At 62.5% G+C, this 7519-nt stretch carries 8 protein-coding genes; 3 read left to right on the forward strand and 5 right to left on the reverse strand.

The features are described from left to right. Positions 1-96 precede the first annotated feature (96 nt). On the forward strand, positions 97-699 hold the full coding sequence (locus tag BLW40_RS14735; protein ID WP_074769921.1) for a TetR/AcrR family transcriptional regulator: 603 nt from the start codon (positions 97-99) through the stop codon (positions 697-699). A gap of 183 nt (positions 700-882) precedes the next feature. On the opposite strand, the gene BLW40_RS14740 is transcribed toward BLW40_RS14735, so the two are convergent. Next, a complete protein-coding gene (locus BLW40_RS14740) occupies positions 883-1737 on the reverse strand; it encodes a helix-turn-helix domain-containing protein (protein WP_074769923.1) in 855 nt (284 codons plus the stop codon). Between the two features lie 156 nt (positions 1738-1893). On the opposite strand from BLW40_RS14740, the gene BLW40_RS14745 reads away from it, so the two are divergent. Next, positions 1894-3291 carry an MFS transporter gene (locus BLW40_RS14745; RefSeq protein WP_074769925.1) on the forward strand — a complete coding sequence of 466 codons (1398 nt, stop codon included), beginning with the start codon at positions 1894-1896 and terminating at the stop codon, positions 3289-3291. 374 nt (positions 3292-3665) lie between these two features. Here the strand turns inward: BLW40_RS14745 and BLW40_RS18015 are convergent, their stop codons facing one another. Genes BLW40_RS18015 through BLW40_RS18205 form a run of 3 tightly spaced genes read right to left on the reverse strand, consistent with a single transcriptional unit; the run spans position 3666 to position 6077 of the window. Further along, positions 3666-5627 (reverse strand): methyl-accepting chemotaxis protein, encoded by a 1962-nt coding sequence (locus BLW40_RS18015; protein ID WP_074769927.1) that lies wholly within the window; start codon positions 5625-5627, stop codon positions 3666-3668. Between the two features lie 53 nt (positions 5628-5680). After that, complete coding sequence (locus tag BLW40_RS17470; RefSeq protein WP_211656776.1) at positions 5681-5923, reverse strand: hypothetical protein; 243 nt, start codon at positions 5921-5923, stop codon at positions 5681-5683. Then, positions 5847-6077, reverse strand: coding sequence for a response regulator (locus BLW40_RS18205; RefSeq protein ID WP_083386808.1), 231 nt, complete (start codon positions 6075-6077; stop codon positions 5847-5849). The genes BLW40_RS17470 and BLW40_RS18205 overlap by 77 nt, the downstream gene beginning before the upstream one ends. Positions 6078-6392: 315 nt before the next feature. Between BLW40_RS18205 and BLW40_RS14760 the strand changes: the two genes are divergently transcribed. Beyond that, on the forward strand, positions 6393-6572 hold the full coding sequence (locus BLW40_RS14760; protein ID WP_074769929.1) for a hypothetical protein: 180 nt from the start codon (positions 6393-6395) through the stop codon (positions 6570-6572). A 113-nt stretch (positions 6573-6685) separates the two neighbouring features. On the opposite strand, the gene BLW40_RS14765 is transcribed toward BLW40_RS14760, so the two are convergent. Continuing rightward, the coding region (locus tag BLW40_RS14765) for a hypothetical protein (RefSeq protein WP_170834590.1) at positions 6686-7519 on the reverse strand (834 nt) is incomplete at its 5' end.

Below are 7519 nucleotides of genomic sequence, written 5' to 3' on the forward strand. Positions count from 1 at the left end.
CACGGAACCGCCCCTGCCGCGCGGAAAGGCCCCGGCGGATTGAATATCGGCTCGTGCTGTTATATACTTGTAGTAAGTTACTCTTGGTATATAGAGATGTCAACCACCCAGTCCCCAACCCGCCGCCTTCGCCTCACGCGCGAGAATCGTCTGCGCCAGCTTCTCGACGTGGCATGGCGGATCATTCGCGACGAAGGCACCGACACTTTGACGCTTGGGCACCTCGCCGAGCGCGCCGGTGTCACCAAGCCGGTGGTCTATGACCATTTCGGCACGCGGAACGGTCTGCTGATCGCGCTCTACGAGGAGTTCGACCGGCGACAGACGGCCGCGATGGACGCGGCGCTGGCCGGGAGCGGGGCGACGCTAGCGGAGACGGCGGGCGTGATCGCCTCGTGCTATGTGGATTGTGTGCTGGCTCAAGGGCGCGAGATACCCGATGTGCTTGCAGCGCTCGCCGGTTCGCCGGAACTGGAGGCGACTAAACGCGCCTATCTCGCCGCCTTCATGGAAAAATGCAGGACGGCGCTCGCGCCTTTCGCTGAGGGCCTGGAGATCGGTGCCGCCAGCCTTTGGGCGATGCTCGGCGCCGCAGAGGCGTTGTCCAAGGCCGCGGCGACAGGCGACGTTTCGATCGAAGACGCCAAGGACGAACTGTATCGGACGATTGTGGCCCTGATTCAGCGGGTCGGGAATTGAGATCGACACGATGGCTATAGTCTGGAGGTGAGGAGGTTCGGGTGGCGGAGACGGCCTCTGGCGGGACGAGCTTCAAACCGCCTCCCTCTCGCGGCCAACGAGAACAGTGCCAACACTTCCGACCCGTTCGATCCGCGTATTCGCCGCACCGCCTTCAGGCGAGTGCCGGACCAGTTGCCCATCCTATGTCGTCGTCGGCACACCGGTGACGCTGGCAAGGCGCGCAAAGCCGTCTTCATCCAGTGGATGATAGACGTTGAGGCGGCCCGAGGTCTCGCCGTTGAAGTTCTGCCAGATCTGCTTTCTGAGGACGATCCGCCCCAGCACGGCATGGGTGAAGGAGAAATGTAATTCTTCCGGCCGTGCCACCGCCTCGCTGTCCCAGCAGCGGGCAAAGGCTGGCGACATGGTGCGAAAGCGTTCGATCCGCGCCGTCAGCACCCGGTCGCCGGGCCGCGCCGCATTCACCCCGCGCAGCATGCCGACGATGCGCGCGAGTCGGCTTTCCTGCACCGCCTCGTCTTCCACCTCAAGGAAACGCCGCCACACCGGATTGGTCAGGATCAGCCCGACATAGTTGCGATCCGCTTCCGGCAGGGCCTCGAATCTCAGCCCACACATGGCCTCATAGGCCCTGTTGGCGGCGAGGATGTCGAAATAGTCGTTGATGAGAATCGCCGGCAGCGGATCGAGCCGACCGAGAAGTCGCAGCGTGTCTCGGTTCACATGCATGCAAGGGTCGCGGACGGGTATCATCTCCATCCGTGCCAGGGTCATCAGATACTGCCGTTCCGTCTCGTCGAGCCGCAGGGCCCGCGCCAGCGAGAGCAGCGCCTCGCGGGAGATGCCGTCCGCCTTGCCCCGCTCGATCTTGCTGTACCAGACGGTGCTGATGCCGGCCATCGCCGCCACGTCCTCGCGCCGCAGCCCCGGCGTGCGCGCCCGCGCTGTCCGGGAAAAGCCAGCGATCTCTGGGGCCAGGTTTTCCCGCTTGCGGCGCAGGAACATCCCGATTTGTCTTTGCGCGTCCTCCGGCATGTCCGGTCCCGATCCTGATACCAATTATACGTGTCTGACGTGTTTCTTGTACGCGTCTTTCCTTCTTCGTATAGCACGTCCTCCTCTCCAGGACAGCCTCGGGAACCGGACATGACATCGCATGGACATGACAACACGCAACCGATACCCCGGGTGATGCAGACATCTCCTGCCACGCTGTCTTCATTCGGGCTCGTCGTTCTGGTAACCGGGCAGCTCTTGACCCAACTCGACTTCTCCATCGTCAACGTCGCGCTCGACCGGATCGGCGACAGCCTCGGCACCGACGCCACCGGACTGGTGCTGGTGGTCGCCAGCTACGGTCTGAGCTTTGCCACGCTGCTTGGCACCGGCGGCCGCCTTGGCGACCGTTATGGCCGCAAGCGGCTGTTCCTGATCGGCGCGACCGGTTTCTGTGTCGCCTCAATGCTCTGCGGTCTAGCGACCAGTCTTGTCCCGATGTTGGCCGGGCGGCTCCTCCAAGGGGCCTTCGGAGCGCTGTTGATGCCGCAGATCCTGGCGACGATTCACGCCACGATGCATGGTTCGCGCCACAGCCGTGCCGTCGGAATTTACACCGCCGTGGCCGGGCTCTCCGTCGTCATCGGTCAGGTGGTCGGCGGCTGGCTGGTCTCTGCCGACCTGTTCGGGCTGGGCTGGCGACTTGGTTTCTTCGTCAACCTGCCGGTCTGCATTCTGGTGGTGGGGTTCGGCCTCGCGCTCATCCCGGAAACACAGGGTGCTGGCGCACCGAGCATGGATGCCGCCGGCATGGTGCTTTTCGCCCTGTTCCTGCTCTGCCTGCTGCTGCCCGTCTCCCTCGGCTCCGACTGGCCGATGATGCGCTGGCTCATTGTCGGCCTAGCGCCGGTGGGCATCGCCCTCTGGCGAGTGGAGTCCCGGCGCGAGGCCGAAGGCGGCACGCCGCTGCTGCCACCCTCGCTTATGCGGGCGCCCATGGCCATGACCGGCTTTCTCGCCGAGGCGGCGGTGACCTTCTGCTACGCGAGCTATCTCTTCGTCACCGCGCTCTGCCTGCAAAGCGAGATCGACTTTTCACCCTTGCGCTCGGGCGAGAGCTTCTGCGGGCTCGGCGCCCTGTTCTTCCTCGGCTCGCTTGTGAGCAAGCCGTTGGGCAAGCGGCTCGGCAACCACCGCGCCTTCGCGCTCGGCGCCGGCCTGACGGCGGTGGGCACTCTCGCCACCGCGTGGCTGATCGGCGCCTTCGGTCCGTTGCTCGGCGTCGTCCACATCATCGCGGCCTCGAGCTTGGTGGGGCTCGGCAACGCCTTCATGCTGACCTCTGCCTACCGCATCGCGCTCTCGCATGTGGAAAAGCACCACGCCGGCGAGGCCAGCGTCGCGCTCACCACCATACAGCAAGGTTGTTTCGCGCTCGGCACGGCCTTTGCTGGAGCGGTTTATGCCGGATTGCTGCCAACAGGCTATGCGACGGCCTTTGCCGGCGCGGGGCTGTCGCTGTGCGTGCTGCTCGCCGTCGTTGCCGTTGTCGTCGTGTGGCCATCCTCCGCAACAAGCCGAAGGGGGCCGTGACTTTCGACATCGACATCGGGCGGCGGGAGTGTCGATGCCGGATCAACTGTGGAGACCGGGGGCTTCTTGCCCGGTGCGGGCCACGTATTCCGTATAGCCGCCGTCAAACGGGTGGATGCTCTCTGGCGACAACGGGATTGTCAGGAATTCCGTGCACGGGCGGGGATAATAAGGGGGGCATGTTTCGGTCGGGCTAAGTCCTCCCCGCATGCGGCCCCTTATGCGAAACAAGGCGGAAACCGGCAGTCGTATCGCTTAATCTTTCGCCGAGTTTTTACAATAGACTCCTGATTTCTATATATTTATTCGCCTTTAATGATGATTCATTCTAATGAACACAAGTCTAGCGTTATCATTTTGTATTTTATTGAAATCTAATTGCCGCGAACTTGATCCAAGAACTCGTTGACCCCGTGGCGAAGGAACTCAGCCTGCCGCGAGAGGTCGGCGGCGGAATCCTTGATCTGCCCGGAGGCGGTCCCGGTTTCCCGCGCTGCCTGTTCCACCTGGACGATGTTGGTGGAGACGTCTTCGGTTCCCACGGCGGCCTGCTCCACGTTGCGGGCGATCTCGTTGGTGGCGCTGGATTGCTCTTCCACTGCGGCCGCCACGGCCGAGCTGATGGCAGCCATTTCCCCGATCACCGAGGAAATACTGTCGATGGCGTGGACGGCGGTATCGGTGCCGTCCTGGACGGCCTTGATTTGATTGGCGATCTCGGTGGTAGCTCTGGCCGTCTGGTTGGCGAGGTTCTTGACCTCGCCGGCCACGACGGCAAAGCCCTTGCCAGCATCACCGGCCCTGGCGGCTTCGATGGTGGCGTTCAGCGCCAGAAGATTGGTCTGGCTGGCGATATCATTGATGAGATTGACGATCTCTCCGATTTTACACACGTTCTGGGATAAGCCCTGGATATGGGCTGTGGTCTTGGCGGCTTCGTCCCCGGCGCGGTTGGAAACCGATTGCGAGCGATCGACCTGCTGGGCGATTTCCCGGATGGACGCGGCCAGCTGTTCGGTGGCGGAGGCGACGGTCTGCACATTCCCCGAGGCCAACTGGGCCGAATGAGCCACCGAGGTGGCTTGGCTGCTGGTAAGGGCCGCGGTCAAGGCCATCTGCCCGGACGAGGCCTGAAGTTCGGTGGCGGCGGAGGTGACGGTCTCGATTATCCGACCGATGGTTTCTTCGAAGGTTGAGGCCAGGGCGCGGAGAGCGTCTTTCTTTTCCTGTTCCGCCCTATGCATCAACGCCTCCTGGGTTTCCCGCATGGCGGCGGCTTCGCTCATGGCGAGTCGGAACACATCCACGGCCTTGGCCATGGCTCCCAACTCGTCCGACCGGTCGCCACCGGGGATAACCACCTGCATGTTGCCGCTGGACAGATGGTTCATGGTGGTGGTGATGGCCGCGATGGGCCGCGACAAGCTGCGCCCCAGAATCAAAGCCAGGAAAACCCCGATAATCAGGATCAGGATGGTGCCGATGGTCAGGTTGCGCTGAGCCTCCCACGCAGCCGCTTCATAGGCGGTGGTGTCCTTGACCAACTGGATCACGGCAATGGGCTGACCGGCGTAATTCTTAATCTGGGCCATGTAAAGGGCGGCGGGATGCCCCCCTAGGGTTGCGGCGCGACGCACGGTTCCGCCCTTGAGCACCTCCGCCATCTCGTCGGCAGTGGCCACCACTTCGGTGCCAAAGGTGGAGGCCACGGTGGTGAAGACCTTGCCATCATATTGATGCACGGAAAGGTCCGTGCCCAGGCGCTGCTTGGCCCGGTCGGCGAACTCCTTGTTGAAGCTCATGCCCACATCGACCACGGCGATGCTTTTGCCGTCCCGGATGATGGGGGTAATGGCGTAAATGGCGAGCCCCTCACGCGCTGGCTCAACACCGACAATCTGGGTGCCCGTCTTGTTGGCGGTGACGATTGTCGTGCGGCGAGCGGACACGTCGTCGCCGAAAGCCTTGGGATCGTGAGTGCGCAAAAAGAGGGTCGCCGGCGGCAGGGTCAGATTGAGAAAGGAAATCCCCTGCGCTTTCAGCGCCTTTTGGGCCCCCCCCAGTAGAGCCAGCAAAGCCTCGCGGTCACCTTTGACGACGGCCTCCCCAACCGGCGGCAAAGCGGCAACGGTACTGCTGGCCGCCATGACGGAGCGGCCTTCATAATCCAGGGCGGCAATGATGCTGTTATATTGTTGCTCCATCATTTGATCGAGTGCCAACTGGGTCATGCCGCGCTGCTGCGAGACAGAAAAGGCCCCGATAACCACGCCCGTGGCGGTGGTGATGAGGGAGATCGCCAGAACCAAACGAGCTGAAATGGAGCGGAGTTTCATCGCGCACCCCTTTTGCATTATACTTATAAGCATATGCCTATTGGCCTGGGGAGTCAATTTGTCGCGATGAGGGAGCGGCTGGCATCGTTGGGTGAGATTTTGAAGACGATCACGTCGGTCACTGCCCTGGACGAGGTGATGCCTAGAGGACGATCGGTCGGGCTGACGAGGAACTGCCGGTCCTGGCGCTCCCAACGTCGGCTTTGATGCGGGCCGGAATCAACGCGTGGAATAATTAAGGTCTGATGGTTTTGTGATGAAGGCGTCGGCCCCAGAATTTTCAGCTTCACGCTCATCCATTTTGGTGCTGTATCCGGAGAAAATTATACAAAAAATTTCAGGTCTTGGAGATTTTATTCTATTAACAAGATCGGTTCCTTTAATAGTCGGCATGGTCTGATCCGTGACGAGGATATCCCACTGATCTGGATTTTCTTCTATCGCCTTGATGGCGTCGAGAGGGTCATGTGTCGAGACGACCTCATGGTCGCTTCACGACAGAGAGGTTTCGAGCATGAGGCAGAAATCAGGATCGTCATCCACGACGAGGATGCGCGCTGGCCGCGAAGGGCTGACCTCTGCCTTGGTGTCGCCATTTGGAGCGTCGACCGGGCGTAACACCCTCAGCACACAGCGGTTCATCTTCGGACAGTCCCGCTGGCTGCGCGGGATGATCCGTCCTGAGCCGGGCATGGCTTTGGCCTATGTTGATTAGAGCCAGCAGGAGTTCGCCATTGCCGCCTACCTGTCCGACCGGAGCGGATCATGACGGCGCGCACCCTCCGGTTCCGGCCGCTGCGGGGATCGGGCCTCGCCCGCATCGGTGCCGACGCGCTCGGCCGTTTGGCCGTCAGCAAGCTGGGGCGGCGCCTCGGCTTGGCGCCCCGCTGGCTCAACCATCGTCTCGACCGGGTCGAATCCCGCCTCGACGTCCTGTCGGCGTAGGCCACTGTCACGAGATATGTCTTCGAAATCCGCTGTACGGGTATCCATTTCGCTCCCCTCCGGGCCGCGGTCGCGGGCCAGGACGGCTGGCGATTTTCGATTCCCATCGGGCCTCACAGGTGCGCGGTCGCCTCGGCCAAGCCGTTGGATCGAAGGATGCCCAAGCGTTCCAGCACCTGTCGGCCCAACTCGCGATCAGGCCAGCTCCCTGCCTCCAGGAGTTTTATGCACGCGCGGGCCAGACCGTTCCGCGCAGATTCATTGCCGCGCATGACGTCGAGCCAGCGGCATATGGCGTTCTCAGCGCGGCTGGCCGTCCTCATATCGGCGGTGCGCTGCGCCAGAGGCAACAGGGGCGCCAGCAGATACCCGTACCCACCAGCATGGGAATCGTTCCAGGTCTGATCGAGGAAGTCGAGAACCAGACTCGGCAACTGGCCGGGAGAGGCGGAGGCGGCCATCGCCATCTTGCCCAAACGGTCGCTGAGAACGCGCATGGCTGGAGGGCTAAAATACACTCCTTGCGCTGCCCCCAAGGCATTAAGTTCAAGGAAGCGGTCCAGCAGGGCGTAAATGGTACGCGCTCGCAACCGATTTGGGCGGGTTAGCAGCGCCGCCAGCGTATAGGCTTCATCCTCCCGCATTCCCTTGCGCAGGCGGACGAGGGTGCGGGCGGCGACCCTGCACCAAGCGGGATCCGGCAGGATGGGTTGCCGTAGCACGCGGTTGAGAAGAAAATCGGCCCCCGCCGCCTGCCAATTCGATTCGATCCACAGGAAGGCGAGGCGGTGAGCCGTTACCGTCATTCGACCTCCGTCATCGACGCTCTTCAGACGCAGCATTAGAGGCTTCAGGACGTGGGATGCGTCCGCGGATATAGCGTTGTCAGCCTGCTCCAGCCAGGCGAAGGCGGCGGCAATGGCGCGAGGCACCTCTTCCCCCAGGTC

The sequence above is a fragment of the Magnetospirillum fulvum genome, assembly GCF_900108475.1.
In the GTDB taxonomy this organism is placed as follows: Bacteria; Pseudomonadota; Alphaproteobacteria; order Rhodospirillales; family Magnetospirillaceae; genus Phaeospirillum; species Phaeospirillum fulvum_A.

Bases quoted from the DNA above. Each gene is read 5' to 3' on its own strand.
- BLW40_RS14745 (WP_074769925.1), top strand. From the start codon at position 1,894: ATGCAGACATCTCCTGCCACGCTGTCTTCATTCGGGCTCGTCGTTCTG.
- BLW40_RS14740 (WP_074769923.1), bottom strand. From the start codon at position 1,737: ATGCCGGAGGACGCGCAAAGACAAATCGGGATGTTCCTGCGCCGCAAG.
- BLW40_RS14760 (WP_074769929.1), top strand. From the start codon at position 6,393: ATGACGGCGCGCACCCTCCGGTTCCGGCCGCTGCGGGGATCGGGCCTC.
- BLW40_RS18015 (WP_074769927.1), bottom strand. From the start codon at position 5,627: ATGAAACTCCGCTCCATTTCAGCTCGTTTGGTTCTGGCGATCTCCCTC.
- BLW40_RS14735 (WP_074769921.1), top strand. From the start codon at position 97: ATGTCAACCACCCAGTCCCCAACCCGCCGCCTTCGCCTCACGCGCGAG.
- BLW40_RS17470 (WP_211656776.1), bottom strand. From the start codon at position 5,923: ATGAGCGTGAAGCTGAAAATTCTGGGGCCGACGCCTTCATCACAAAAC.